This window comes from Amycolatopsis antarctica (assembly GCF_002262875.1).
GTDB classification, from domain to species: domain Bacteria; phylum Actinomycetota; class Actinomycetes; order Mycobacteriales; family Pseudonocardiaceae; genus Amycolatopsis; species Amycolatopsis antarctica.
Genome location: NZ_NKYE01000002.1, coordinates 406544 through 432688, shown reverse-complemented (window position 1 = coordinate 432688; position 26145 = coordinate 406544). Strand labels below are relative to the sequence as shown.

Genomic DNA, 26145 nt, shown 5'->3' with positions numbered 1-26145 from the left:
CCTCCTCGTCGGTTGCGCGGGTAGAAAACATTCCAAGCAGAATGTAAGTTCTATCCGGAATGTACAGTCGCTCCGTTCGACGGTAAAGGGCGGGACAGGAGGCGCAGGTGACCGACGCGACGCGCCCGCGCGCACACCGCACCCAGGCGCAGCGCCGGGAGCGGACCCGTTCCGCACTGCTCGACGCGACCATCGGCGCGCTGGTGGAGATCGGCTACGCGCGGACGTCGATCCAGGAGGTCTGCGCCCGGGCGGGGGTGTCGAAAGGCGCCGTACAGCACCATTTCTCGGCCAAGGCGGAGCTGATGGCGGCGGCCGTCGTGCACCTGACGCGGCGGTTGCGCGAGCAGCGGCTCACCTCGGTTCGCGAGTTGCCCGCCGGCCCGGAGCGCATCCCCGCCGCCATCGACCTGCTGTGGGAGGCCTACTCCGGGACGCTGGCCACGGCGGTCACCGAGTTGTGGGTGGCGGCTCGCACCGACCCCGAACTGCGCGCCGCGATCCGTCCCGTGGACCGGGCGCTCGGGCGTTCGACCCTGGAGGCGATCGTCGCCGTCGCCGGCGACGTTCCCCGCGAGCGGATCGAGACGCTGTTCTGGCTGACCGTGAACTTCACCCGGGGCCTGGCACTGGACGCCGAACTCGGTGGCGACCCCCGCCGGCGCAAGCAACTACTGGAGGAGTGGAAGCGGGTGGCCGCGAGGATCGCAGTCGCCGACTGAGGTCCGCGGCCGCGAGCGGCTGGGGATGGCGGGCCGGCCCGGCCCTCGTCTCGGACCGGCCCGCCACGTACTGAGGAGATGGCCGTTCCGTCCCAATCGTGACGCTTGCCCGGGCGAAAGTTTCACCCGTTTCCGACCGCCGCAGGTCAGCGCGTCCGACATCCGCACACCCGCCGCATTCCGTACCGTCGGTATGCTTTACTCGCCGGTAACAATCAGTGCAGAGGATGTCGAGGGAGCGCCATGACCAGTACAGCCGAAAGCCACGCGCGTACCACCGGACCGCTCGGCGGCATCGCGTCGGCACCCCCCGCCACCCGTGCCGCCGCACTGACCGCGCGGGTCGCCGACGGGCACGACGGCGATCCGGTGCGCACGACCGCCCCGTTCACCGGGCAGCCGGTCGGCACACTGCCGCAGGCCACCGACGCGGGCGCCAGGGCGGCGTTCGCCCGCGCCCGGCGGGCACAGCCGCAGTGGGCCGCGCTCGGCGTGCACCACCGGCAACGGGTACTGGCACGCCTGCACGACCTGGTCCTCGACCGGCAGCGGGAAGTCCTCGACCTGATCCAGGTGGAGGCGGGCAAGGCCCGGCTGGACGCCTTCGACGAGGTCTCCGCCACCGCGCTGGTCGCCGCGCACTACGCGCGGCACAGCGCGCGGATCCTCGCCCCGCGGCGCGTGGCCGGGGTGCTGCCGGTACTCACCCGGGCAGCCGAGATACGGCACCCCAAGGGCGTGGTCGGGATCGTCTCGCCGTGGAACTACCCACTCGCCCTCACCGCGATGGACGTGCTGCCGGCGCTCGCGGCGGGCAACACCGTCGTGCAGAAGCCGGACAACCAGACCGCGCTCTCGGCGCTGTGGCTGCACGAACTGGCCCAGGAGGCCGGGCTGCCCGCCGGTGTGTGGCAGGTGGTGTTCGGGCGGGGTTCCCGGATCGGCGACGCCTTCGTCGAGGAGTCCGACCACCTGTGCTTCACCGGTTCGACGCCCACCGGACAGGATCTGGCCGCGCGGATCGCTCCCCGACTGGCCGGGTACTCGCTGGAACTCGGTGGGAAGAACCCGATGCTCGTGCTCGCCGACGCGGACGTGCGGCAGGCCGCGGCCGGCGCGGTGACCGCCTGTTTCGCCTCGGCCGGCCAGCTCTGCGTATCGGTGGAGCGGATCTACGTGCACGAGGACATCCGTGCCGAGTTCATCCGGGAGTTCGTCGCGCGGGCCGGGGCGTTACGGCTCGGTGCGGGCCTCGACTACACGGCGGGGATGGGCTCGCTCACCTCCCCGGAGCAGCTCGCGACCGTCTCGGAGCACGTGACGGACGCGAAGGCCCACGGCGCGACCGTGCTGACCGGCGGACGTCCGCGACCCGACGTGGGCCCGCTGTTCTACGAGCCGACCGTGCTGACCGGGGTCACCGACCGGGCACGCCTGTTCCGCGAGGAGACGTTCGGGCCGGTGGTAGCCGTATACGGCTACTCCGGTGTGGACGAGGCGATCGCACGGGCCAACGACACCGACTACGGGCTCAACGCCAGCGTCTGGTGCGGCGACACCCGGGCGGGACGGGCGGTGGCGGCCCGGCTGAAGGCGGGCACGGTGAACGTCAACGAGGGATACGCGGCCACCTTCGGCAGCGTGGCCCTGCCGATGGGCGGGATGAAGCGCTCCGGTGTCGGCCGCCGCAACGGCGCCGACGGCCTGCTGCGCTACACCGAGTCGCAGTCGATCGCGGTGCAGCGCGGACTGCGGTTGCGTCCGGCGAGAGGCGTTCCGGCGACCGTGTGGACCCGGGCGCTGACGGCCGGACTGCGCGCGCTGCGGCGGCTTCCCGGCCGGTGAGCGGTGGTCACGTCCGGGGCGCGGCGGGTACAGGCGGGGAGGTCAGCAGGCCGCGGTCGTAGGCGATCGCCACGGCCTCGGCTCGCCGGTGCGCGCCGAGCTTGGCCATCACCCGGGACAGGTGCACGCTGACCGTCTTCTCGCTGATATACAGTTCGGCGCCGACCTGACGGTTGGTGTGGCCGAGCGCGACGCGTTCGAGGACGGACCGTTCGCGCTCGGTGAGCGGGTCGACGACATCGCGGCGTACCGGCGCACCGGGCAGGTCGACCCGGGCGCGCGCAGCCAGGTCGCGCACCGCCGCGCGCAGCGGGACCGCGCCGAGCCGGGCCGCCACCGTGTGCGCGGCGAGCAGCTCCGCCTCCGCCTCCGCCGACGGTGCCCCGTCCTCGCCGTGGCCCAGCAGCGCCTCGGCGTGGTGCAGCCGGCACACCGCCTGCTCGTAGACGGCGCCGTAGCCGAACGCGCGGACCGCCTCCGCCCAGAGTCGCGGGTCGGCCGGTCCGCGCAGGCCACTCGCCGCCGCGGCGGCCCTGGCGGTCCAGGCCCTGCCCTCTCCCTCGACCACCTCGCCGTGCGGCACGCCCAGCTCGGCGCACTCCCGCGCGTAGGTCGCGAACTCCTCCCCCGCGGTCACGGCCCCGGTGTCCTCCCGCCCGTGACGCCGGGCGGCGGCCGCGGCGGCCACGCACGCCGCCAGGCCCAGTGCGGCGATGCGCACTCCGGCCAGCAAGTGGTCACCGAACTGGTCGAGCCAGCCGGTCGTCTCACTGGCCCTGGCGATCGCCTGCTCGTGCTTTCCTTGCCAGTACGCCGATTCCGTGCCCGCGGCGCCGACCGACACGGCGACGATGACGTCGGTATGCCACTGCTGGCGCATCTCGGCCACCAGCCGTTCGGCCTGTTCGTGATCGCCCCGGGCGACGTGGAAGTAGACGCCCGCGGCGGCCATCCGGGCGGCGACGGCGATGGGCACCCGGCGTTCGGCGCGGGCGGCGGTGGTCCGCTCCGGCCAGTCGCCGGAGACGTAGCGCAGGTACAGTTCCCGCGCCCGCAGCTCCAGGCCGTAGCCGCCCCAGGTCAGCCCGGTCTCCCTGGCCCTGGCCATGCCCTCGCGGTAGTGCCGGAGCGCGGCGTCCAGTTCGGCCTTGTCCTCGTAGCTCAGGCCGAGATTGTGCCGCGCGCGCAGTTCGACGGTCAGCGCACCGGCCTGCCGGGCCTTGCGGATCGCCTCGTGCAGACGCTCCCGCGCGCACCCGGTGTCGCCGGTGCGCTCGGCGGTACGGGCGAGGGTGACCAGCGCGTCGGCCTCCGCCCCGGTGGCGCCCACGGCGTGCGCGTCGGCGATCGCGGCGTGCGCGCTCTCGACCGCCTGCTCGTGCCCGCCGGTGACCCGCCGGATCGCCGCCAGCGTGGCCAGCACCCAGGCCCGGTCCCGGCTGGGTACGGCATCGGCCACCAGCGACCAGGCCCGCTCGATCGCCTCGACTGCCTCCTGTTCGGTGCCGTCGAGGGCCACCAGGGTCTGCGCCAGCCGCCGCCAGAGTTTCGCGGCGCGCTCGGCGCCGACACCCTCGCCGAGGTTCTCCAGGGCCGAACGGGAGTAGGCGATGGCACGTTCGGGCTCACCGGACGTACCGGCGAAGTACGAGGCCTCGTCGAGCAGCCCCGGTTCGTCGAGCTCGGCTGGCCGCGCGGATTCCGGCACCGCGTCCCAGATCGCCAGCGCCGCCTCGACGTGCCGCAGCGCCACACCCGGGGCACCGGCCCGTTCGGACTCCTCGGCCGCCCGGAGCGAGGCGGACAACGCGGTGGGCAGGTCGTTGCTCTCCCGGCTGTGGTAGGCGAGCCGGGCGGCGTCGCCGCGGCCGGAGGCGCGGGTACGCAACCGCTCGGCATAGGCCGCGTGCGTGCGGACCCGCTCGCCCGGCAGCAGGTCACCATAGACGGCCTCGCGCAGCAGTGCGTGCCGGAACGTGTAGTACTGACGCTCGACGACGAGCACGTGGTGCTGCACGGCCTCACGCATCGCCTCGTCCAGCTCGTCCTCGCCGATCCCGGCGACCTCGGCCAGCGCGGCGTGGCTGACGCCGCCGTCGGCGACGGAGACGACGCGCAGCAGCCTGCGGGTCGTGGCCGAGAGCCGTTCGACCCTGGCGAGCAGCACCTCGGCGAGGCCGGCGGGCAGGTCGACGCCGTGCACGCAGGAGGCGAGCAGTTCCTCGACGAAGAACGGATTGCCCTCGGAGCGCTCGGCCACGTCGGCGGCCAGGTCCGGGTCGAGCGGTTCCTCGGCGAGCGCCTCGACGAAGGCGAGCGCGTCTGCGGGCCCGAACGGGCGCAGTTCCACCCGCTCGACGGTGGCGAGCCGGACGAGTTCGGCGAGCAGGGCGCGCAGCGGATGCCTGCGATGCACGTCCTCCTCGCGGTAACTGCAGAGCACGAGCAGCCGCTGCTCGCGCAGCCGGGACACCAGGAAGGACAACAGGTTCCGGGTGGAGCCGTCGGCCCAGTGCAGGTCCTCCAGTACCAGCAGCACGGGTCGGTCGGCCGCGAGTTCGGTGAGCAGGCCGATGACGGCGTCGAAGAGCTGGAGCTGACCGATGTCGTGCTCGCCCCGCGCCCGGCGCGAGGTCTCCGGATCGGCGGTGGCCATGGTGGCGTGCTCGGTGTCGCGCGGGATGGAGGCGAGCTCCGGCAGGAGCCTGCGCAGTGCCGGCCGGGACCGCACCGCACGGACGACCTCCGGGTCGGCCGAATCCAGCAGCGGGCCGAACGCGCCGGCGAAGGGCAGGTACGGCAGTCCCCCGTCGACGACGTCCAGCCCGCGTCCGGTGAGTACCAGCGCCCCGCGGGCGCTCGCGAGCGCGCCCAGCTCGGCGAGCAGCCGGGTCTTGCCGACCCCGGCGTCACCGGAAACGAGCACCGCCCCCGGTTCGCCCTCCTCTGCCCGGGCGAAGGAGGCGCGCAGCGTGCGCATCTCGTCCACGCGGGCGACGAGCGGGATTCCGGATCCGAGTCTGGGCACGATCGACATTGTCGTCCATCCGGCCGACAGTCCGCGCGTGCTTTCCGTCTCGGCCGGTCCCGCGCTCACCTGATGTCCGCGCCGAACGTGTCGTGCGCGCCCTCGCGCGGTGCGGGTACCCCCGCGATCCGGCCCCGGAGGAGCCGGCGCCGTGCCATCCGCCTGCTGCGCGCGACGTGGAACAGCCGCCCCGCCTTGAGCAGTTCTCCCTCGCGGTAGACGATCTCGGCCTGTACCGCGTCCAGCAGCCAATCCCGTGACATGGTGTCCCTCTTCCTCCGGTGTCGCTGACGGACTCCAGAGTCGTGCTGAGGGACAGGTCGGGACATCGGGCGTGTACGCACCGCAGCGCCCGTTCGCGTCCCTTACCCCCGCCCGCCCCTGTCCGGGCGGGGGTAAGGGATACGTGACAGCCGGGTCAGCCCGGGTCGAGCGCTCCGGAACGCGCGGAGCGGAGCAGCCCGTCCCAGCCGCGGGCGGACACGGTCAGCCCGCCGCCCCGCCGGTCCTTCGAGTCACGCACGGCGGTCGCCCCGCCGGTGAACGCGACCTCCACACAGTCGTTGCCGCCACCACTGTGGCTGCTGGTCCGCCACCGCACCGCCGCGAGCTCCCCAGCTGCATCGTTGTCGTTCATCGGTTTCCCCACTCCTTACCTCGTGCTCCCGCGCGGCGCGGTCGCCCCGCGGGCCTGCTCGAGGCCACCGGCAGCGCCGGCAACCCCCCTCGACCGCGAGCGGGTCATCTCCCGTGACCGTGCTCGCGGCCGACGACTCGGTCGGCGGGCCTCAGCCCGTCCGGCCGGACAGCCCGTCCGCCGTCGCGGCGATCAGCGTGTGCGAGTCGTCCGGTTTCAGCGCGGACGCCCTGAGATGATCGAACATCAGCGAATAGCGCTGGACGTCCTCCGGTTCCTCCAGGTACACGCCGCTGGCGGTGCAGTCGACATAGACGACGTCGGGATCGGCCTGTTCCGGGTAGCCGAGGATCAGGAACGGTCCCTCCATCCCCGGATGCGCCCCGGCGCCGAACGGCACCACCTGGATCGTCACGTGCGGCAGGGCCGAGAGCGTGCGCAGGTGCTGGAGCTGCTCGGCCATCACCTCCGGACCGCCGACCACCCGGTGCAGGACCGCCTCGTCGATGACCGCCCAGAAACACGGCGGCGAGGGGTCGGCGAGTAGCTGCTGGCGCGCCATCCGGGCGTCGACGCGGCGGTTCAGCTCCTTCTCGTCGGCATCCGGCCGCATGGCGCGGATGACCGCGCGGGTGTAGTCCCGGGTCTGCAGCAGCCCGGGTACCAGCAGCGCCTGGAACGCGCGCAGCGAACTGGCGTCGGATTCCAGGCCGACGAAGGCGCCGGTGAACACCTCGTTATACGCGTGCCACCAGCCGCGCTTGCGCGCCTCGCGGGCGAGCTGGACCAGTGCTTCCTGCGCGTCCCCGGAGATGCCGTACAGCTCCAGCAGGTCGCGGACGTCGCGCGGGGTCACCCCGACGTGCCCGGTCTCGATCCGGCTGATCTTCGACGCCGAGCACTCCAGCTTCTCGCCGACCTCGTCGATGGTCAGTTCCGCGGTCTCGCGCAGCCTGCGCAGTTCGCTGGCCAGCCTGCGGCGGCGAACGGTCGGACTCTGCCCACGCGTCATCGCCTTACCTCCAGCACACTCATGGCTCATATGTACCAGCGGGTGTGACACCCGGTGAGCGATTCACGAAATCCTGTTCCGGCCGCCCCCGCGTCCCGCACTCCCCTGCGGCACGATCATCGCAGGTAGCGGGCTCAGGATCGGACCGGGGCGAGAGTGACGACTCCCCCGGATGGCCCAGCTCACCCGATCGGTCGACGCGATCAGCAGGACTTGGTCCAGGCGCACTCCAGCTCCGGGGCGGGGTCAGCGTCACGCGGCAGCGGGAGGCCGGCGGGGCGACGCGCCTCGCCGGGCCCGGTGTACTCGGCGAGCCTGATCGCGACGGCGTCCTCGACCGCCCTGGGACTGCCACCGAGCACCTGGTTCGCGACCAGCGAGAACACCAGTTCCTCGCCGCCGGCCGCGGTGACGTATCCGGACAGGGAACTGACACCGGTGTACGAGCCGGTCTTGGCACGCACCTTCCCCTCGGCGGGAGTGCCCACCATCCGGGAGCGCAGGGTGCCGCCGACGAGCCGGTCGGCGGCACCGGCCACCGGCAGCGCCGCCTGGAACCGGTCGAACCACGGTTCCCCGCGCGCCGCGAGCAGCAGCGAGGCGAGCTGCGAGGGCGTGAGCTGATCCATTCTGGACAGACCCGATCCGTCCACAATAGACGTCATGGCCGGGTCGATTCCCAGAGCCGGAAGGGTCTTGGCCATGGCGTCCAGTCCGGACTGCCAGCTCCCCTCGCCACCCGACTCGCGACCGGCGGTTTTCACCAGCGCTTCGGCGTGCGAGTTGTTGGACAGTTTGAGAAACGGTGTGAGCAGCTCGGCCACCGGCATCGACCGGTGCTCGGCGAGGACGGTGGCGCTGCCCGGGGTGGCGCGGCCGACGGTGTCCCGGACGACCTCGACGCCGTGTGCCGCGAGACGCTCACGGAAGACCGAGGCGGCCAGCCCGGTGGGCTCCCACACGGCGATGTACTCCTCGACGGGGTCGGCCCCGGCCGGGATCGACCCGCTGACCGTGACGGTGTTGCCGCCGTGCGCGCGGTCGACGGTGATCTCGGGCGTACCGCCCTCGGCGGTGGTGGTGGCCTCGTTGACGAGGGTGACGTAGCCGGTGGGCGGCTCGGTCTCGACCGTCGCCGGTGCCCCGTCGGTACCGGGGCGGACCCGGACGATGATCGAGCCCGCGTCGAAGTCGCGGTCCGGGGCGATGGTGAGTGCCGAGGTCTGCGGGTTGTAGTAGTACGGCTCGTCGTCCCATGCCCAGCCGAGTCCGAGGCGCACGTCGTCGAAGTAGGTGTCGTCGGCGACCAGTTCCCCCGTCACGGTGCGGATCCCCGCGTCGGCGACCTGCGCGGCGAGTCCGTCGTAGTCGGCGGCGAGCATGGTCGGGTCGCCACCTCCGCGCAGGAACAGGTCGCCGCTCAGCACGCCGTCCGACCGGGTGCCGGCGGTCTCCACCGTGGTCCGGAAACGGTGCTCGGGCCCGAGCGTCTCCAGCGCCGCGGCGGCGGTGAGCAGCTTGCCGTTGGAGGCGGGCTGGCGCCTGCGGTCGCTCTGCCGGTCGTAGAGCACCTCGCCGTCCGCGGCCCGCCGGACGACGAGACCGATGTCGGCTCCGGTCAGCGCGGGATCGGCGAGGATGGCGTCGATGTCCTGACCGAGTGGATTGCCGACCTCGGCGGTCGGGGAACCGACCGGCACGGTGAGCAGAACCGCGAGCAGGGTGGTGGCCAGGATCGCCCGGCCGGTACGTGAGAGCGACATGAGGTCCCCGTTCACCAGCAATAAGCGCGGATAGTAAACGATCCACGCCGCTGAGGGGAACGGTTCGGACGCGGCGTCACCGCACCCGCAGCAGGCCTTCCTGGACCACGGTGGCGATGAGCGTCCCGTCGGCCGCGAAGAACCGGCCGTTGGCCAGGCCGCGAGCACCGGAAGCGGTCGGCGAGGCGCAGTCGTAGAGGAACCATTCGTCGGCGCGGAACGGCCGGTGGAACCACAGGGCGTGGTCGAGGCTCGCGCCGAGCACCTGGTCGAGACCCCAGTAGACGCCGTGCCGGGCCAGCACCGAGTCCAGCAGGGTCATGTCCGAGGCGTAGGTGAGCACGCAGACGTGCAGGAGCTGCTCGTCCGGCAGCACCCCGTCGGCCCGCATCCACACCTGGTTGCGGGCGCTGCGCTCACCGGTCTCGCGGGTGACCCAGGGCGGGTCGTTGACGTAACGCAGGTCGATCGGGCGTGGCATGACCATCGCACCGACCCGGTCGGCGATCTCTTTGGTCCGCTCGGGCAGCGTCGGCAACGACTCCGGGCCGGGCACGTCCGGCATGTCGTCGGCGTGCTCGATTCCCGGCTCCACGGTCTGGAACGACGCCGAGAGCGAGAAGATCGCCTTGCCGTGCTGCACCGCGATCACGCGGCGGGTGGTGAACGAGCGGCCGTCGCGGATCCGGTCGACCTCGTAGACGATCGGCACCGACGGGTCGCCACCGCGGATGAAGTAGGCGTGCAGGGAGTGGACCTTGCGTTCCTCGGGCACCGTGCGGCCCGCGGCGACGAGTGCCTGACCCGCGACCTGTCCGCCGAACACCCGCGTGGGCGAGTGGGCGGGGCTGACGCCGCGGAAGATGTTCTCCTCGATCTTCTCCAGATCGAGGAGGGCGACGAGCTGGTCCAGGACGGGCTGGCCGCCCTCGGGGACATCGGTGTCGAGCCGCGATGCGGCGTGCCGGGCGGCCTCAGTCATGCCGACGACCCTAACGCCGGGACGGCCTCGCGGACCCTAGGCGTGGTCCTCTTCACCAAGGCGGTGCACCCGGATCAGGTTCGTCGAGCCGACCGTCCCCGGGGGTGAGCCCGCGACGATGACCACCTGGTCACCGGCCTGGTACTTGCCCATCTCGATCATCGAGTGGTCCACCTGGCGGACCATCGCGTCGGTCGCGTCGACCTTCGCCACGATCCGGGTGGTCGTGCCCCAGGTCAGGGAGAGCTGGCTGCGCACGCTCTCCTCGGGGGTGAAGGCCAGCAGCGGCAGCCGGGTGTGCAACCGGGCGAGCCTGCGCACCGTGTCCCCGGACTGCGTGAACGCGACCAGAGCCTTCGCGTTGAGGCGTTCACCGATGTCGCGGGCGGCGTAGGAGATGACGCCGCGCTTGGTGCGCGGGACGTGGCTCAGCGGCGGCACCGTCGGTGAGTCCGTCTCCACTGCCTCGACGATGCGGCTCATCGTCTCGACCGTCTCGATCGGGTACCTGCCGACGCTGGTCTCACCGGAGAGCATCACGGCGTCGGTGCCGTCGAGCACCGCGTTGGCGACGTCGGAGGCCTCGGCGCGGGTCGGCCGGGAGTTGTTGATCATCGAGTCGAGCATCTGGGTGGCGACGATGACCGGCTTCGCGTTCTCCCGCGCGATTTGGATGGCCCGCTTCTGCACCAGCGGGACCTGCTCCAGCGGCAACTCGACGCCCAGGTCGCCGCGGGCGACCATGACGCCGTCGAAGGCCAGCACGATCGCTTCGAGGTTGTAGACCGCCTCGGGCTTCTCCAGCTTGGCGATGACCGGCACGCGGCCCTTCCCGACGCGGTCCATGACCTGGTGCACCAGGTCGATGTCGGCGGGCGAGCGGACGAAGGAGAGTGCGACGAAGTCGACGCCGAGTTCCATCGCGAACTCGAGGTCCTCGATGTCCTTGTCGGACATGGCGGGCACGGAGACGTCCATGCCGGGCAGGGAAACGCCCTTGTTGTTGCTCACCGGGCCGCCCTCGGTGACCTCGCAGACGACGTCCGAGCCCTCGACCCCGCGGACGACCAGGCCGACCTTGCCGTCGTCGACGAGCAGCCGGTCGCCGGGTTTGGCGTCCTTGGCGAGCCCCTTGTAGGTGGTGGACACGCGATCGTGGGTGCCGGCGACGTCCTCGACGGTGATCCGGACGACGTCGCCCGTCCGCCATTCCACCGGTCCACCGGCGAAGGTGCCGAGCCGGATCTTCGGGCCCTGCAGGTCGCCCAGGATGCCGACCGCCTTGCCCGTGGCGGCGGCCTCGGCCCGGATCAGGTCGTAGACCTGCTTGTGGTCGCCGTGGCTACCGTGACTGAAGTTCATCCGGGCGACATCCATACCGGCGTGCACCAGAGCGTGCACTTTCTCCACGGTGGCTGTCGCAGGGCCCATGGTGCAAACGATCTTCGCGCGTCGGCTCACGTTCGCACAGCCTAGTCGCTCGACGTCCGCACGTCTGTACCGATCCCGAAATTCGCGGTTCAGCGGGCGGGTAGCTCGCTGATGCCCACGTGGTCGAGCGCCCATTCGTTGAACTCGCGCAGTTCCCGCCAGGAGGCGCGGACCCGGTCGATGCACGCCCGCTCGTGCAGGGTGTCGTCGGGCTCCCAGGTGCGCACCGCGCGCAGGGTCCGGTGACGCAGCAGTTCGAGCCTGGGATGCACGGGATCGACGCCGCGCGGTCGGGTGCGCAGGGTGTCGCCGCCGAGGTCCCAGCCGGAGCGACGCAACCGGGCGACGATCTTCTCCAGTGCCGTCCCGTGCACCTCGGAGTCGACGGCCTTCCGGAAACGCGCGAGCTGGTCGGTGGCGAGCCGGAAGCAGCCACCGCCGGTGCGCAGACCCGCCGGCCCGACCTCGACGTAGTAGGCGCCCGCGCCGCGGCCCGGTTCGATCACCGCTCCGCAGTGCGTCTTGTAGGGCGTCTTGTCCTTCGCGAACCGGACGTCCCGGTACGGGCGGAACACCTTGCCGGAGCCGAAACCGGGACCGAACTCGGTTTCCAGTTCGGCGATCAGCTCCTGCATCGGGGCGCGCACGTCGGTCTTGTAGACGGCGACGTTGTCGTCCCAGTACGGCTTCGAGTTGTCGGCGGCGAGCCCGTCGTAGAAGTCGATCGCGTGCTCACCGAATCCCGCGAATGTCACGCGGGCACCGTAACCGCGCCGCCCGTGGCCGCGCCGGGCGGCGTCGTGCCGGTGGCCCGGCGACGCCGGCCCGCCGGGGGTGTACACAGGCGGCATGAACAGTGTCGTCACCCGCGGCGCGGTGGACGCCGCCCAGTCCCCGCCCCTCGTCGTCGATGGCCGGAACCTGACCTGTGCGGACGTGGTGGCCGCCGCTGCGGCGGCGGGTCCGGTACGGGTCGTGCCCGAACCGGGGGCGCTCGCGGCGGCGGGCAGGGCGTGGGCGCTGGCCGATGATCTGAGCACCCGCCGGATGATCTACGGCCGGACCACCGGGGTGGGCGCCAACAGGGAGGACTCCGTGGAGGCGGGTGACTCGCGGGCCCACGGCTTGCGGTTGCTGCGCAGCCACGCGGGCGGCAGCGGGGACGAGATGTCGCCCGGTCAGACACGGGCCATGATGCTGGTGCGGCTCAACCAGCTTCTGGCCGCGCACTCCGGGGTGGCACCACACGTGATCACCGCGCTGGCGGAGGCACTCGACGCGGGTGCCTCGCCGCTGGTGCACCGGCTCGGGGCGATCGGCACCGGCGATCTGGCGCCGCTGGCGGAGCTGGCGCTGGCGCTGGCCGGTGAAGGCGCGTGGCGGACCGGATCGGTGCTGCCCGTGGCGGTCGACGCGGGCGATGCGCTCGCTTTCATGAGCAGCAACGCGGCGACGCTCGCCGAGGCGACCATGGCCGGTGTGGAGCTGGACCGGCTGGCCGGTGCCAGCCAGGTCGTGGCCGCGTTGTCCTACATCGCACTGGACGGCAACCCGGAGGCGTACGCGACACCGGTGCACGCGGCGAAACCGCATCCAGGGCAGGTGGCCTGCGCGGAACGGATGCGCGGACTGCTCGGCATGGAGAGCACGCCACCACCGGGCAGGCGGATCCAGGACCCGTTCGGCCTGCGGGCGTTCCCCCAGGTGCAGGGGCCCGCGTTGGACGCGCTGCGGTACCTGAGGGAGGTGCTGACGGTGGAGATCAACGCGGGCACGGAGAACCCGATGATCTCGGCCCCGCACGAGGACGCGTACCACCACGCGCACTTCCACACCGCTTACGTGGCATCGGCGCTCGATCAGGCGCGGGCGACGGTGCACCAGGTGGCGGAGTTGTCCGCGGCGCGGCTCGGGGACCTGGTCGAGCCGGAGTTCACCGGTCTGCGGCCGTTTCTGGCGTCCGGCCCGCCGGGCAGTTCGGGGGTGATGATTCTGGAGTACATCGCGCACGACGCGCTGACCGAGCTGCGGCAGGCGGCACTGCCGGTGACGCTCGGCACGGCCGTGGTCTCCCGTGGCATCGAGGACCACGCCAGTTTCTCCACGCAGGCGGCACGGCAGGCCGTGGCCGCGGCAGGTGCCTACCGTCGGCTGCTTGCCTGCGAACTGGTGGCAGCGGTGCGTGCGCTGCGGATGCGCGAGGCCGAGCTGGTGGATGTGCCCGTGCGCGGCGCGTTCGAGCTCGCCTGCGAGCGGCTGGACGCCCGGCTGGAGGATCGTCCGCTGACGGCCGACATCCACGCCGCGGCTCTGCTGCTGGACGACCTGGCCGAGCTCTGACGGGCCGCGAACCCATACACCCCAACGCTTTCGCGCCAACGGCACACACCGGCGCAGCCACGGGCCAGCCGCGGTGACCGGCACAGAGCAGACGCCGGACCGGACCCGGGCACGGGGCCGGGCATCCCCCACCGCTCCCTGGGGGGCGTCCCCATGCCAGCGTATCGCCGCCCGCGGCGCACCGGGGGCCGCGGCGACATCTGTGGACAACTTCGGCGCGCGGGAACAACTTCCGGCCGGCAGCGCGCCGGGCCGGGCCGGGCCGGGCCGCCAAGAAAGCACGGCAGCGACCCGGCACGCCGCCGTCGCCTCAGCCGAAGAAGACCTCCGCCTCGGCGTAGCGCTCGGCGGGAACCGTCTTGAGTTCCGCCGTTGCCTCGGACAGCTTGACGCGAACGATATCGGTGCCCCGCAACGCGACCATCGTGCCGAAGTCCTTGTCCGCCACGGCATCCACGGCGTTGAGGCCGAACCGGGTGGCGAGCACGCGGTCGTAGGCGGTGGGAGTGCCGCCGCGCTGCGTGTGCCCGAGCACCACCGCGCGCGACTCCTTGCCGGTGCGCTGCGCGATCTCCTCGGCGAGCCAGGTGCCGATGCCGCCGAGCCGGACGTGCCCGAAAGCGTCCTTCTCCCCGCTCTGCAACATCTCCGCGCCACCCTCGGGAAGCGCGCCCTCGGCCACGACGATGATCGGCGCGTACTCGCGCTCGAACCTCCGCTCCACCCACTCGACGACCTGCGGCACCGAGAACTGCCGCTCCGGCACCAGGATCACGCTCGCCCCGCCGGCCAGACCGGAGTGCAGCGCGATCCAGCCCGCGTGCCTGCCCATCACCTCGACGACGAGCGCACGGTGGTGCGACTCGGCGGTGGTGTGCAACCGGTCGATGGCCTCGGTCGCGATGTGCACCGCGGTGTCGAAGCCGAAGGTGTAGTCGGTGGCACCGAGATCGTTGTCGATGGTCTTCGGCACGCCGACGACACCGATACCGTCGTCGGTGAGCCGCTTCGCGACGCCGAGCGTGTCCTCCCCGCCGATGGCGATCAGCGCGTCGACCCCGTCCTTCGCCAAGGTCGCGCGGATCTGCTCGACCCCGCCGTCGGCCTTGTACGGGTTGGTGCGCGAGGAACCGAGGATGGTGCCGCCGCGGGTGAGGATGTCCTCGACGGAGTCCAGTCCGAGCGGCTTGGACTCCCCCGTCATCGGTCCCTGCCAGCCGCTGCGGTACCCGATGACGTCCCAGCCGTGCGCGTCGATGCCCTTGCGCACCACCGCACGGATCACCGCGTTCAGACCCGGGCAGTCTCCGCCGCCGGTCAGCACCCCGATTCGCATGCGTACGCACCTCTCGTCAGTCATGGCTGGAAAGTCGCAGCCTTATGTCGTGGCTCACAGCGTCGCCGCAAGGGTAGCGGCATCCACTTGATCGGTGCAGGGGCGGTCCACGCGCTGCTACAGTGGCGTCCGTGCAGCGCTATCAGTGGTTCAGCAGGCCGGCCCCGGGTGGGCCCGCCGGCGACCCTGTGCGCTGACGACCTCACCCGAGCCGGGCACGACGCCGGCTCGACGGATGACGGGTTGGCTGTACCTGCCAAGGCTCCCGAACGAAGGAAGCCCGTCATGACGTTCATCGCAGGCCCCGCGCGCGCATCCGGTGCGGCGCTGGACGACCAGCGCACCACCGGCATGAGTCCGCTGATCCCGCCGGCCCTGCTACGGCAGGAACACCCCCTCGACGCCGCCGCCGCGAAAACGGTCGCCCAGGGCAGGGCGGAGACCGTGGACATCCTCGACGGCCGGGACGACCGGCTGCTCGTGATGGTCGGCCCGTGCTCCGTGCACGACCCGGCCGCCGCCCTCGACTACGCCACCAGGCTGGCCGCGCGGGCCGAGGCCCTGCGCGACGACCTGCACATCGTGATGCGCGTCTACTTCGAGAAGCCCCGGACGACGCTGGGCTGGAAGGGCCTGATCAACGATCCGGGCATGGACGGCAGCTTCACCGTCAACCAGGGCCTGCGGATCGCGCGGAAGCTGCTGCTGGACGTCTCCGCGCTGGGCCTGCCGGTGGGCTGCGAGTTCCTCGATCCGATCACGCCGCAGTTCATCGCCGACACCGTCACCTGGGGCTCGATCGGCGCGCGGACCGCAGCGAGCCAGGTGCACCGGCAACTCTGCAGCGCGCTGTCGATGCCGGTCGGGATCAAGAACTCGACCGAGGGCGACGTGCAGGTGGCCGTGGACGCCACCCGCGCCGCGGCCGCGAGCCACGTGTTCCCCGGCGTCAACGCCGACGGGGTCGCCGCACTGGTCACCACGGCGGGCAACCCCGACTGCCACGTCATCCTGCGCGGAGGCACCGAAGGACCCAACCACGACGCGGCGACCGTGCGGGAGACACTCGGCCGGCTGCGCGCGGCCGGGTTGCCCGAGCGGGTCATCGTCGACGCCAGCCACGGCAACAGCGGCAAGGACCACACGCGGCAGGCGGACGTCGTACGGGAACTGGCCGGAAGGCTCGCGGACGGCGAGCACGGAGTCGCCGGACTGATGCTGGAGAGCTTCATCGAGAGCGGCAGGCAGGACCTTGAACTCGGCCACCCGGAGGGCCTGGACTACGGGCGCAGCATCACCGACGCCTGCATGGGCTGGGACACGACGGCCGCGCTCCTCGACGAACTGGCAGGTGCGGTGCGGGCCCGCCGGTGAGGCTTCAGGACCGGGTGGCGAGCACGTCGCCGACGAACGCGTGCAGGTTCGCGTCGAGGCGGGCGATCCGCTCGTCGACGGTGACGCTCTCGTTGCCCTGCGGCACCTCCACCCTGCGCAGCCTGCGGACGTAGAGCGAGCAGGCGAGGTCCGCGCAGAGGTAGGTGCCGACGGTGTTGCCGTTCTTGCCCGCGCGGCCCGCCCGCCTCGCCGAGAACAGGGCGACGTCCACCGCCCCGTGCACGGTGAGGCACACCGAGCACATCGACGCGCGCAGCCGGCTTCGCGGCGGGGTGGTCGCGCGCAGCGCGACGCCGACCAGCTCGTCGTCCCGGCGCAGCACCAGGTATCCGCGTTCCGGCGCGCGACGGTCCCGCCAGGCGAGGAAGTCCAGGTTCGGCCAGTCGGCGCCGTCGAGCGGGGACGGCAACGTCAGCCCCTTGGCTTCTCCCTTGGAGCAGTTGACGAACGATCCCCTGATCTCGTTCTCGGTCAGCGGCAGCACGCCGTCTCCCCTTTCCACCGGCCGTCCGGGCCGGAGCGGACTCTAGGAGACCGCCGCGCGCGGCGGCGAGTCATTTTCCGCCCGGCGCGCCGGGCGGAGGGACTCAGCGGAGAAAGCGGTGCCTGCGGGCGTCCTCGATGACCTGCCAGCGCTCCAGGTTGTGCCGGGCGTCGGCCAGTGCGTCGTGGGCGTCGGTCGGCGGAGTCGGCAGTTTCGGCTTGCCGACGTCCTCCCAGCGCTGCCGCAGGTCACGGGTGAAACGCGGGAGCTGGCGGGGCAACGCGGGCATGGCACCCCAGAGCTGGGCGAGCGCCACGTGGTCGTACGCGGCGAACCAGGCCCACAACTCGATCCCGCCCGGCGGCTTGCCGAAGAAGTCGAGCAGATCGGCGCGGATCCGTTCCCGGCTGCGCCACGACGGGTCCGACGGTGACGGCAGCTTCGGCAGCACGTTCTCCCGCACCCACGGCCCGGCCCTGCCCGGATCGAAGTCGGTGGACACGGCGTAGAAGTCCCGCCCCCGTGCGTCGACGACCCCGATCGAGACCAGGTCGATGGTCACGCCGTCCTCGATGAACTCGGTGTCGTAGAAGAATCGCACCGATGCACCCTAGTGGGACCCGGCGACGCCCGGGACGGCCGGTGCGCCCGATCAGCTCGCCTTCGACTCCGGCACCCTGGCGGCGTCACCGGCGACCGGCGCGGAGGGCTGCGCCGGCACCGCGGGACGGACCCCGGCCGCGTCGGCGGCGGCGAGTTCCTTCGCCCTGGCGGCGTAGATGTCCACGTATTCCTGACCGGACAGTTCCATCAGCGAATACATGATCTCGTCGGCGATGGACCTTTCGACGAACCGGTCACCGACGAGCCCGTCGTACCGGGAGAAGTCGAGCGGGGCGCCGAACCTGATCTCGAGCCTGCGCGGCCACCACATCTTCGAACCGATCGGATTGACCTTGTCGGTGCCGATCATGGCGACCGGCACCACGGGCACGTCCGCTTCGAGGGCGACCCGCGCGACTCCGGTCTTTCCCTTGTACAGCCTGCCATCCGGGGACCGCGTGCCCTCCGGGTAGATACCGAGCAGGTGCCCGTCGCGCAGAACCCGGATCGCCGTGTCCAGCGCCGCCTGCGCCGCGGAGCCGCCGGAACGGTCGATCGGAATCTGTCCGAGCCCGCTGAAGAACCATTTCTTCAGACGGCCCTTCACACCTTTCTCGGTGAAGTACTCCTGCTTCGCCGGAAACGTGACCATCCGCCGGACGTGCAGAGGCATGAAAAAGGAGTCGGCGACGGCGAGATGGTTGCTGGCGATGATCGCGCCACCATTCTCGGGGATGTTCTCGGTGCCGGTGACCCTGGTCGGCCACAGCAGCCGCAGCACCGGGCCGAGCAGCACGTACTTCATCAGCCAATACAGCACCGCGTCAGGTCCTCCTCGCAGATTCGTCCACCCCGCCGATCCTCAACAGTACGAACCGCGACGGCAACCGCACAACGGCTGATACGCGGATGAGACGGCCGGGCGACCGATCTCACACAGCGACGGACGTCCGGGACGGGACCGCAACCCGCCCGGCGACCGGCCCCGGGACAAGGGTCCGTACCGGGCCCGGCGAATCACCTCCGGCACGGGGGCGACCCCGGGGCCGACCCGTGCGAACATGGGGGCAGGACACGCCCAACGGAAGGCGATCGAGGATGCCTGTGCTCGCCGGCGCGGAGCCCTTCTCGCACATCGGGTCGACCGGTGTCGGGGTGCTGCTGTGTCATGGATTCACCGGTACCCCCGCGAGTATGCGGCCCTGGGGCGCCCGGCTCACCGAGGCCGGGCACGCCGTGCGCGGGCCGCGCCTGCCCGGGCACGGCACCACCTGGCAGGAGATGAACCGCACCCGCTGGCAGGACTGGTACGGCTGCGTGCGCACCGAGTTCGAGGCACTGCGCGCCGAGTGCGAGTCCGTCTTCGTCTTCGGCCAGTCGATGGGCGGCACCCTCACCCTGCGGATCGCGCAGGAGTTCGGCCCCGCCGTCAGCGGACTGGCACTGGTCAATCCCTCGGTCACCTCGCTGCGCAGGGACGTCAAGCTGCTTCCGCTGCTGTCCAGGGTGGTGCCCTCGATCAAGGGAGTGGCCGGCGACATCCGCAAGCCGGGCGTGGCCGAACTGTCCTACTCGCGGGTGCCGGTGCGCGCGGCGGCGAGCCTGGCCGAACTGTGGCGGCTCACCCGTGCCGACCTGGCGAAGGTCACCCAGCCCCTGTTGCTGGCGCACTCGACCGTGGACCACGTGGTGGAACCGGTCAACTCGGAGATCGTGGCGCGGGGTGTCAGCAGCACCGAGATCACCGATCTGCCGCTGCCGGACAGCTTCCACGTCGCCACCCTGGACAACGACGCCCCGCTGATCTTCGAGCGGAGCCTCGAGTTCATCGCGGCACACACGCCGGCGGCCGCCCGGTGAGCCGGCTCGACGACCACGGCGACCACGGCGGCCAGGACGATGTGGACGCCACCTTCGAGCAGATCGTGGCCGGCCTGCGCGCACAGGGCGTGGGCGGCGACGGCGGCGTCGCCGACCTCGTCGAGCGACCCGAGCGACCCGAGCGCCGGGAACGGTCCGGTGACACGGGCGGCAGGACCGACGCGGGCGAACGGGACACCCTGCCGGAACGGACCGAGCCCAGCACGCCCCCCGCGGCGAACTGGCGCACCGGCGGCGCCGAATGGGACTCGACCGTGCTCGGCGGTGATCCGGCGGACGACGACGAGCACTACGTGCCGCCCGAACCTCCCCCACTGCCCCGCCCGCGCAAGGGCGCGTTCGTCGTGCTGCTGTTCTTCGTCGTCGGGCTGCTGCTGCTGATCGCCCCCGGGGTGATCGGTCTCTCCTCCTCGGTCGGTCTGCCCCTCGGCATGCTGGCGCTGGCCTCGGGCATCACACTGTTGCTCCTGCGCGTCAAACAGGGCCCACCGGACGGTGCCGACCCGGACAGTGGCGCGCAGGTCTGAGCACAGCCCTACGCGACACACGAGGGGAACAGGGCGCGATGCGCATCGATTTCACGCCGTCCAGACGGTCCACGGTCGGCGCCGAATGGGAGATCGCACTGGTCGACCGGCGCAGCGGTGAGCTGACGTCGGTGGCCGAGCGGATCCTGACGGCCGTCCGGCCGGACGGCGAACCGGAGCATCCGAAGATCCGGCAGGAACTACTGCTGAACACCGTGGAACTGGTCACCGGGGTGTGCGACACCATCGGCGAACTCGGCGAGGACCTGGCCGGCTCGCTGGACGAGTTGCGCACCATCACCGACCCGCTGGGTGTCGAGCTGTTCTGCGCGGGAACACACCCGTACTCGACCTGGTACCAGCAGAAGGTCACCGACAAGGAGCGCTACGCCAAGCTGATCGACCGCACCCAGTGGTGGGGCAGGCAGATGTTGATCTACGGCGTGCACATCCACGTCGGGCTCGATCACCGGGACAAGGTGCTGCCGGTGCTCGACGCGCTGCTGAACTACGCCCCGCACCTGCAGGCGCTGTCCGCCTCCTCGCCGTACTGGGGTGCCGAGGACACCGGCTACGCCTCCAACCGGGCGCTGATGTTCCAGCAGCTCCCCACCGCCGGGCTGCCGTTCCAGTTCCGCGAGTGGTCCGAACTGGAGAGCTACGTCGACGACATGTTCGTCACCGGCGTGATCGACCACTTCTCCGAGATCCGCTGGGACATCCGGCCCGCCCCGCACTTCGGCACCATCGAGATGCGCGTCTGCGACGGGCTGCCCACGCTGGAGGAGGTCACCACGATCGCCGCGTTCACCCAGTGCCTGGTGGACGACTTCTCCGCGCGCCTCGATCGCGGCGAGTCGCTGCCGGTGCTTCCGCCGTGGCACGTCCAGGAGAACAAGTGGCGGGCGGCGCGGTACGGGATGGACGCCATCATCATCCTCGACGCGGCCGGGCACGAGCGACTGGTCACCGACGATCTCGCCGACGTGCTGGAGCGGCTCGAACCCGTGGCGAAACAGCTCGACTGCGTCAGCGAGCTGCGCGGCGTGGAGACGATCATCGAACTCGGTGCCAGCTATCAGCGTCAGCGCGCGGTCGCCCGTGAACACAACGGCAGCCTGAAGGCCGTACTGCACTCACTGATCGCCGAGATGCGCAACGGCATCGCCCGGGAGTAGCCGGGGTGCGCGCCCCGGATTCGCCCGCTTCGGTGGCCCGGGAGCGGAACCGTTCCCGGGTGACCGGGTCAGGCCTCGTCGAGCAGTCGCAGCAGTGAGCCCGGGCCGAGGACGCCCGCGCCGGCCGCGGTGACCCTGGCGCGCAGTTCCCGGTCGGCGGTCACCACGACGACGTGGTCACGCGGCCGTGCCGTGACGGCGGCCGCGGCGACCTCGACGATCGCGCTGTCACCGTCACGTTCCGCGGCGACGACCTCGACACCGTCCGCAGGGGACACTCCGCGCGCGGGCCCCTCGACGACCAGAACCGGGCGCGGCCACCACGCCCACGCGGCCGAAGCGGGCAGACCGGGATCGTGCACGCCGGCCCGGACGAGCGCGGCGAGCCGGTCACGCAACCGGGCCGAGGCCCCGGCGCGGTCCCGCCACCAGCCGTCCGGCCGCGATCCGACAACGTTGGCCGCGTCCACGACCAGCACCAGCCGCCTGCCGAGCTGCTCGCGCAGCGAGGGCCAGGCCGCGGCGAAATCGCGGTGCAGCGGGTATCCGGCGACATCCTCGGGCAACACCCAGCGCAGTTCGGCGCTTTCGGTACCCCGCATACGCTCCTCGACCGAACCGTGCGCGTCGGCGAGAACCGTGGTGTAGCGCCAGTTTCCGTGGTCCACAGTGGACTCGGCGGTAGCGGTGACGGTGCCAGCGTCGATCCCGGCCTCCTCCTCGGCCTCGCGCAGCGCGGCCCGCAACGCGCTCTCCGACGAGTGCACCGCACCCCCGGGCAGCGCCCAGGTGCCGCCGTGGTGGGTCCACCAGGCTCGGTGCTGCAGCAGGACACCGCGCTCCGGGTCGTGCAGCAGCAACCCGGCCGCGCCGTAGAGACCCCAGTGGCGGGCCCCGCAGGTACACCGGACGAAACCGTCGCCGTCGCCGCGCAGCATCCGCTCAGCCCACCCCCGCGCTCACGTCAGGACCTTCTCCCTGGCGAGGGCGGCGACACCGATGATGGCGGCCTCGTCGCCGAGTTGCGCGGTACGGATACGGGCCAGGGTGCGGTAGCTGGAACCGGTGATGGCCCCCGCGTAGTGTTCGCGCGCCTCGTCCAGGAACAGCGGGGCCGACTCCGACACACCGCCGCCGACCACCACCACCTCCGGGTCGAAGACGTCGGCCACCAGTGCCAGTCCCTCGCCGAGCCATTTGGCCAGTTCGGCGACGGCCCGCTCGGCGACCGGATCGCCCTCCCTCGCCGCCCTGGCCACCCGCCGTCCGGTGACCGAACCGGGGTCACCGGTGGTCTCCCTCGCCAGGACCGTCGACGCACTGGAGTCGCTGGAGAGCAACTCGACGGCGGTGGTCGCCAGCGCCGTACCGCTGCAGTAGCGCTCCCAGCAGCCGCGCTTGCCGCAGGGGCACGGCCTGCCGCCCGGGACGACGCAGAGGTGGCCCAGTTCGGGGGCGACGCCGTAGGCGCCCCGGTACAGCCTGCCGTCGAGCAGCAGCCCCGCACCGATGCCGGTGCCGAGCGCGACCAGGCAGGCGACGGCGGCACCGGTGGCCGCGCCGAAGCGGTGTTCCCCGACTACGGCGGCGTTCGCGTCGTGCTCCAGGGTCACCGGAAGCCCGAGGCTGCCCGCTACCCGGTCGGCGACGTCGGCGCCGCGCCAGGCCAGGTGCGGGGAGAACGCCACGGAACGCCGGTCGGTGGTGACGAATCCGGCCACGGCCAGCCCGACCGCGCCGATCCGGTGCCGGTTCTGCAGTTCCTTCACCGCGCTCGCGATCGCGTCCTCCAACGCGGCTTCTCCCGCCGGGGTGGCGACCCGGGTGGTGTCGAGCAGTGAGCCCTGTTCGTCGACGACGCCTGCCCGCAGGCTGGTTCCGCCGACATCGATTCCGACGGCGAGCACGTCAGCGCTCCCCGGCCGGTTCGTCCCACCGCCCGCGCACGGCGATGTGCTGCACGCGAGATGGTGAGGCCTGCGCGGACGGGCCGTCCTCGGGCCGCGCGGACGGCCGCGGTGGGTCCGGACGCGGGGGCGGCTGGTAGCCCGGCATGTGCACGCCCTCCCCCGGCTCCCAGCGATCCGCCAGTACCGCCCGCAGCAACGCGATGAGCTGCGCCGCCTGGTCGAGCACGCGGGCCGCGATCTCGGGTCGTTCCCCGCGGACGAGGGCGACCAGCGCACACAGCGGGCACCATCCGCAGCCCGATCCCGGGTGCGTGGACTGCTCCTGCTGCTCGCCGGTGGCACGTTCGGCACCGTGGCCCGCGGCGATCACGCCGTCCAGCCATGGCGCGGCGCGGTCCACCACGAGTTCGACGAGCAGCCGGATCTCGTCGGCGAGGGAGGCGCCGTCGCGGCCGGTGTCCTGGTGGTGCGTTCCGGTCACCGTGGTTCCTCACCCTCGGGGTCCGGCCCGTGGCGGGCGTCCTCGAGATGGACGACGAGGCCGGCGGCGGACGCGTCCGCGCCGGTGATCCGGCAGGGACGCAGCAGTTCGGGCAGCGCGATCAGCCTGCGGACACCGTCCACGGTGACGGCGAGGTCGTCGTCGACCCTGGCCAGGTCGATCGCGGCGGACGGTTCGAGCGCGAGCCGGACGGTCAGCCGGTGCCCGCGCTCCGACGCGGCGACGTCCAGCAGGGGCGCGACGGTGGCGCCCCTGGGTTCCAGCGGATCGTCACCGCCGTACAGCTCGTCGGCGATGCGCAGCAGTTCCGGCAGGCCGACGGGTTCGACGGCGCGATGCTCGACGGTCCGCATGCCGCTGTCGGCGATCCCGGAGGCGAGCAGGTCGGCGATCACCGCGTCCTGCCCGGATCGCCTGGTGCGCAACCACTTCGCGGCCGCGCCCCGCCAGATCCCGGGCGCCGGCATCAGCCGGTTGACGATCAGCCCGTCGACGCCGATCCCGCGCAGCGCGAGTGCGGTGAGGGTGCGCCGCGCCTCGGCGGCGACCACCCGTTCCGGGGTCAGCACCAGCCGGACGGTGGTGACGGCCGGGTCGGTGAGCATGGTGCGCAGGGACGCCACGTGGGCGCCGAGCCTGCGTACCGCCTCGCCGGTGCGGTTCCACCGGCCGAGCAGGCCGAGCGCGGACGGCTTGCCGAACAACCGGTCCAGGTAACGTTCCATGGCCTCCGGCAGCGCGAGCAGGCGCAGGGTCTCGGCGGTGGGCCCGCAGTCGACGACGACGGTCGTCCACGGACCGTTCCCGGCCAGGCGCCGCACCTCGGTCAGTGCCAGGAGTTCGTCCACCCCGGGCAGGACGGTGAGTTCCTCCGCGTCGAGCGAGTCGAGGCCGGCGCCGGCCAGCGCGGAGCGGAGCTGCTCACGCAGTTCCAGCCAGACACTGTCGACGAGCGCCCGGGAATCGACCTGCGCGGCGTGCAGGCAACTGTCCACTTCGGATGGTTCGGCGCCGAGCGGGAGGCCGAACGCGTCCGCGAGGGAGTGCGCGGGATCGGTCGAGACGACCAGCGTCTTGTCCCCGCGCGCGGCGAGCGACGCGGCCGTCGCGGCCGCGAGCGTCGTCTTGCCGACGCCGCCCTTGCCGGTGAACAGCAGGATGCGCACGCCCGCCGTCCCCTCGGCCGCCACGCCCGATCGAGGCACTGCCCCTCCTCCTCGCCCGGCGGCCGTGCACGGCCCAGGCACCTAGCGCACTCGCTACCGCTGTTCCTCGGCGCGGCGCTTGAGATCCTTCAACGCCGTGTCCATGATCATCTTCTCGGCCTTGCGGCGGAGCAGGCCGATCATCGGCAGGGCGAGCTCGACGGCGAGCGTGTAGGTGACCTTGGTGCGGCCGGAGCCTTGCGGCTCGAGCAGGTACCGCCCGTTCTGGGACTTCTGCATCTGCCCCTTCACCAGGCGCCAGTCCACCGACAGGCCGTCCGCGGCCCAGGTGTACTCCAGCGTGTAGACGTCCTTCACCGGCCCGGCGTCGAGTGTGAAGGTGACCTCGGTCGCCCTGCCCTCGTCGTCGCTGGCCAGTACCTCGGTCTCGCGGACACCCTTGGCCCACTCCGGATACGCGGGCAGGTCGCCGATCACCGCCATGATCCGCTCGGGCGCCGCATCGACCTCGATGGATTGCGTGGACTGGTCCGCCATGGGGCCAGAGCGTAGCCGCTCGCGGCGCGGAGGTGGCGACGACCGGCCGCTGGAAGCGCTCACCAGCGCAGGACCCAGGGCCGTCCGGTCTCCTTGAAGTGGCCGACGTTGCCGCACTCGGTGTACCCGCGCCGCACCCGCGCGGCCAGTGGCTGGTGCACGTGCCCGAACAGCGACCACCGCGGCCGCTTCTCGTCGATGAGCTCCAGCAGGGCCGTGGAACCGAGTTCCCGGCGCCGGGCGACGACGTCGTAGGTCAGCTCCGGCAGCGCGGGCGGGATGTGGCTGCACAGCACGTCGATCCCACCGGCGCCTGCCTGTTCCCCCAACGCGGCCACGGAGGCGTCGAAGTCCTCCCGGGTGCGCAGGTACGGCTGCCAGACGGCGCCGCGGCGCGGTGTGGCGCCGTCCGGCAGCAGCGCGCCGCCGACGAACCCGAAACGCAGCCCGCCGATCTCGGCCACCTCACCGTCGAGCAGGTGCACTCCGGGCCCGGCGAACTCCGGCCAGAGCGCGGGGGTGTCGACGTTGCCGGGAACCGCGTAGGTGGGCGCCGACATCGCGCCGAAGAGCGTCGCGTACTGGCCGCGGATCGCCTCGTCCACGGCGGCGCCGGGATCGTCGAGCGAAGCCCAGAGCGAACGGGCGAACGCCAGCGTCTCGTCCCGACCGGCCTCGCGGCGCAGCCGGGCGAAGGTCGCGACCTGCTCGGCGCCGAACAGCTCACCGAGGATCCCGCGGCCGTGCTGGTGGTAGTCGACGAAATCGAGCAGGTCGCCGAGGACGATGAGGGCGTCGGCGCCGTCGCCCGCCCTGGCCAGTGCCTCGGCATTGCCGTGCACATCGGAGACGACGTGGATCCGCAC

25 protein-coding genes are annotated in these 26145 nt (G+C 72.0%); 7 read left to right on the top strand and 18 right to left on the bottom strand.

Annotation, left to right across the window (positions count from 1 at the left end):
- Positions 1–107: 107 nt before the first annotated feature.
- Both CFN78_RS05420 and CFN78_RS05415 read left to right on the top strand, forming a co-directional pair.
- Positions 108–722: a TetR/AcrR family transcriptional regulator gene (locus tag CFN78_RS05420; protein WP_094861450.1), complete on the top strand. Its 615-nt coding sequence runs from the start codon at positions 108–110 to the stop codon at positions 720–722.
- A 243-nt stretch (positions 723–965) separates the two neighbouring features.
- Positions 966–2567, top strand: coding sequence for a succinic semialdehyde dehydrogenase (locus CFN78_RS05415; RefSeq protein WP_094861449.1), 1602 nt, complete (start codon positions 966–968; stop codon positions 2565–2567).
- Between the two features lie 7 nt (positions 2568–2574).
- On the opposite strand, the gene CFN78_RS05410 is transcribed toward CFN78_RS05415, so the two are convergent.
- The 8 genes from CFN78_RS05410 to CFN78_RS05375 form a co-directional block, all read right to left on the bottom strand.
- Complete coding sequence (locus tag CFN78_RS05410) at positions 2575–5604, bottom strand: helix-turn-helix transcriptional regulator (RefSeq protein WP_094861448.1); 3030 nt, start codon at positions 5602–5604, stop codon at positions 2575–2577.
- A gap of 56 nt (positions 5605–5660) precedes the next feature.
- Positions 5661–5858 (bottom strand): hypothetical protein, encoded by a 198-nt coding sequence (locus tag CFN78_RS05405; RefSeq protein ID WP_094861447.1) that lies wholly within the window; start codon positions 5856–5858, stop codon positions 5661–5663.
- A gap of 155 nt (positions 5859–6013) precedes the next feature.
- Positions 6014–6232 (bottom strand): DUF397 domain-containing protein, encoded by a 219-nt coding sequence (locus CFN78_RS05400; RefSeq protein WP_094861446.1) that lies wholly within the window; start codon positions 6230–6232, stop codon positions 6014–6016.
- Positions 6233–6383: 151 nt separating this feature from the next.
- Positions 6384–7244, bottom strand: coding sequence for a helix-turn-helix domain-containing protein (locus tag CFN78_RS05395; RefSeq protein ID WP_094861445.1), 861 nt, complete (start codon positions 7242–7244; stop codon positions 6384–6386).
- A gap of 203 nt (positions 7245–7447) precedes the next feature.
- Entirely contained in the window at positions 7448–9007 is a 1560-nt protein-coding gene (gene dacB, locus CFN78_RS05390) for a D-alanyl-D-alanine carboxypeptidase/D-alanyl-D-alanine endopeptidase (protein ID WP_094861562.1), read from the bottom strand.
- A 76-nt stretch (positions 9008–9083) separates the two neighbouring features.
- A complete protein-coding gene (tesB, locus tag CFN78_RS05385; protein ID WP_094861444.1) occupies positions 9084–9989 on the bottom strand; it encodes an acyl-CoA thioesterase II in 906 nt (301 codons plus the stop codon).
- 36 nt (positions 9990–10025) lie between these two features.
- Positions 10026–11450, bottom strand: a complete 1425-nt coding sequence (pyk, locus tag CFN78_RS05380) for a pyruvate kinase (RefSeq protein WP_094861443.1) — start codon at positions 11448–11450, stop codon at positions 10026–10028.
- A gap of 59 nt (positions 11451–11509) precedes the next feature.
- A complete protein-coding gene (locus CFN78_RS05375; RefSeq protein ID WP_094861561.1) occupies positions 11510–12175 on the bottom strand; it encodes a DUF2461 domain-containing protein in 666 nt (221 codons plus the stop codon).
- Positions 12176–12269: 94 nt separating this feature from the next.
- Between CFN78_RS05375 and CFN78_RS05370 the strand changes: the two genes are divergently transcribed.
- Positions 12270–13760: an aromatic amino acid ammonia-lyase gene (locus tag CFN78_RS05370; RefSeq protein WP_094861442.1), complete on the top strand. Its 1491-nt coding sequence runs from the start codon at positions 12270–12272 to the stop codon at positions 13758–13760.
- A 310-nt stretch (positions 13761–14070) separates the two neighbouring features.
- On the opposite strand, the gene CFN78_RS05365 is transcribed toward CFN78_RS05370, so the two are convergent.
- Positions 14071–15096: a 6-phosphofructokinase gene (locus tag CFN78_RS05365; RefSeq protein WP_094861441.1), complete on the bottom strand. Its 1026-nt coding sequence runs from the start codon at positions 15094–15096 to the stop codon at positions 14071–14073.
- Between the two features lie 285 nt (positions 15097–15381).
- On the opposite strand from CFN78_RS05365, the gene CFN78_RS05360 reads away from it, so the two are divergent.
- Positions 15382–16470: a 3-deoxy-7-phosphoheptulonate synthase gene (locus CFN78_RS05360; RefSeq protein WP_094861440.1), complete on the top strand. Its 1089-nt coding sequence runs from the start codon at positions 15382–15384 to the stop codon at positions 16468–16470.
- A 4-nt stretch (positions 16471–16474) separates the two neighbouring features.
- Here the strand turns inward: CFN78_RS05360 and CFN78_RS05355 are convergent, their stop codons facing one another.
- From CFN78_RS05355 to CFN78_RS05345, 3 genes are all read right to left on the bottom strand, one after another.
- Positions 16475–16975, bottom strand: a complete 501-nt coding sequence (locus CFN78_RS05355) for an FBP domain-containing protein (protein WP_094861439.1) — start codon at positions 16973–16975, stop codon at positions 16475–16477.
- 103 nt (positions 16976–17078) lie between these two features.
- The gene (locus tag CFN78_RS05350) at positions 17079–17576 is read right to left on the bottom strand and encodes a polyadenylate-specific 3'-exoribonuclease AS (RefSeq protein WP_094861438.1); all 498 of its coding nucleotides are present in this window, start codon (positions 17574–17576) and stop codon (positions 17079–17081) included.
- A gap of 51 nt (positions 17577–17627) precedes the next feature.
- Complete coding sequence (locus tag CFN78_RS05345; RefSeq protein ID WP_094861437.1) at positions 17628–18398, bottom strand: lysophospholipid acyltransferase family protein; 771 nt, start codon at positions 18396–18398, stop codon at positions 17628–17630.
- 278 nt (positions 18399–18676) lie between these two features.
- On the opposite strand from CFN78_RS05345, the gene CFN78_RS05340 reads away from it, so the two are divergent.
- The 3 genes from CFN78_RS05340 to CFN78_RS05330 are packed head-to-tail and all read left to right on the top strand — an operon-like array spanning position 18677 to position 21164.
- Entirely contained in the window at positions 18677–19438 is a 762-nt protein-coding gene (locus tag CFN78_RS05340) for an alpha/beta hydrolase (protein ID WP_094861436.1), read from the top strand.
- Positions 19435–19986, top strand: a complete 552-nt coding sequence (locus tag CFN78_RS05335) for a hypothetical protein (RefSeq protein ID WP_094861435.1) — start codon at positions 19435–19437, stop codon at positions 19984–19986. The genes CFN78_RS05340 and CFN78_RS05335 overlap by 4 nt, the downstream gene beginning before the upstream one ends.
- 38 nt (positions 19987–20024) lie before the next feature.
- On the top strand, positions 20025–21164 hold the full coding sequence (locus CFN78_RS05330; RefSeq protein ID WP_094861434.1) for a glutamate--cysteine ligase: 1140 nt from the start codon (positions 20025–20027) through the stop codon (positions 21162–21164).
- 68 nt (positions 21165–21232) lie between these two features.
- Here the strand turns inward: CFN78_RS05330 and CFN78_RS05325 are convergent, their stop codons facing one another.
- The 6 genes from CFN78_RS05325 to CFN78_RS05300 form a co-directional block, all read right to left on the bottom strand.
- Positions 21233–22102 (bottom strand): NUDIX domain-containing protein, encoded by an 870-nt coding sequence (locus CFN78_RS05325; RefSeq protein ID WP_094861433.1) that lies wholly within the window; start codon positions 22100–22102, stop codon positions 21233–21235.
- 21 nt (positions 22103–22123) lie between these two features.
- Positions 22124–23056, bottom strand: a complete 933-nt coding sequence (locus CFN78_RS05320; RefSeq protein ID WP_094861560.1) for an ROK family protein — start codon at positions 23054–23056, stop codon at positions 22124–22126.
- Positions 23057–23072: 16 nt separating this feature from the next.
- Entirely contained in the window at positions 23073–23555 is a 483-nt protein-coding gene (locus CFN78_RS05315; RefSeq protein WP_094861432.1) for a hypothetical protein, read from the bottom strand.
- Positions 23552–24742: an ArsA family ATPase gene (locus CFN78_RS05310; protein ID WP_094861559.1), complete on the bottom strand. Its 1191-nt coding sequence runs from the start codon at positions 24740–24742 to the stop codon at positions 23552–23554. The genes CFN78_RS05315 and CFN78_RS05310 overlap by 4 nt, the downstream gene beginning before the upstream one ends.
- A 93-nt stretch (positions 24743–24835) precedes the next feature.
- Positions 24836–25279 (bottom strand): SRPBCC family protein, encoded by a 444-nt coding sequence (locus CFN78_RS05305; protein WP_094861431.1) that lies wholly within the window; start codon positions 25277–25279, stop codon positions 24836–24838.
- Between the two features lie 59 nt (positions 25280–25338).
- Positions 25339–26145 (bottom strand): metallophosphoesterase family protein, encoded by an 807-nt coding sequence (locus CFN78_RS05300; RefSeq protein WP_094861430.1) that lies wholly within the window; start codon positions 26143–26145, stop codon positions 25339–25341.